Here is a 728-nt window from a genome sequence, read left to right as displayed (position 1 = left end):
CTCCGATCACGGCACCGATCGCGGTCTCTTCGATCCGCATCATCAGCACCCCGAACGAGAATTGGCCGAGCAGGCCGGCTCGGCTTCGAAGGCCGGAGTTCCGGCGCTCGATGACGCCGGGAGCACTGCCGTACGCCGCCTCGTGCTGGCGATAATCAACGCCGCGACAGCAACTTCCGACGTGCGGGCGGTCATCGACCGGGTAACCACCGGCCGACCGCTTGACGACGCCGATAGCGGGCGCCCGCCGGCGCCCGAGGACGCCGGGTCCGAGGAGGCCACCGAGGACGACCAGACCACCGGGTTGTTGCCGACCACCCGGCAAGCCATCCAGGTCTCGATCGCCGCTTCGTTGGCCATCGTCGTCGGCGAACTGGTATCGCCGGCGCGCTGGTATTGGGCGGTGATCGCCGCGTTCGTCATCTTCGCCGGCACCAACTCCTGGGGCGAAACCTTGACCAAGGGCTGGCAACGCCTACTCGGCACCCTGCTCGGCGTGCCGTGCGGCGTGCTGGTCGCCACCCTGCTCACCGGTCACAAGACCGCCGCGCTCGCCGGAATCTTCGTGTGCCTGTTCTGCGCCTTCTACTTCATGACGGTCACCTACAGCCTGATGACGTTCTGGATCACCACCATGCTGGCGTTGCTCTACGGCCTGCTCGGCCAATTCTCGTTCGGGGTGCTGATGATGCGGATCGAAGAGACCGCGATCGGTGCCGTGATCGGAG

At 66.5% G+C, this 728-nt stretch carries 1 protein-coding gene; it reads left to right on the top strand.

The genetic code is table 11. The features are described from left to right. Positions 1–728, top strand: a 728-nt coding sequence (locus tag A5625_RS29055) for an FUSC family protein (RefSeq protein WP_197516046.1), incomplete at both ends; no start/stop codon positions are given.

The sequence above is a fragment of the Mycobacterium sp. 1465703.0 genome (assembly GCF_001672975.1).
Classification (GTDB): Bacteria; Actinomycetota; Actinomycetes; order Mycobacteriales; family Mycobacteriaceae; genus Mycobacterium.
Note: the sequence above shows the minus strand (reverse complement) of the source record. Positions and strands in the feature narration are given on the sequence as shown.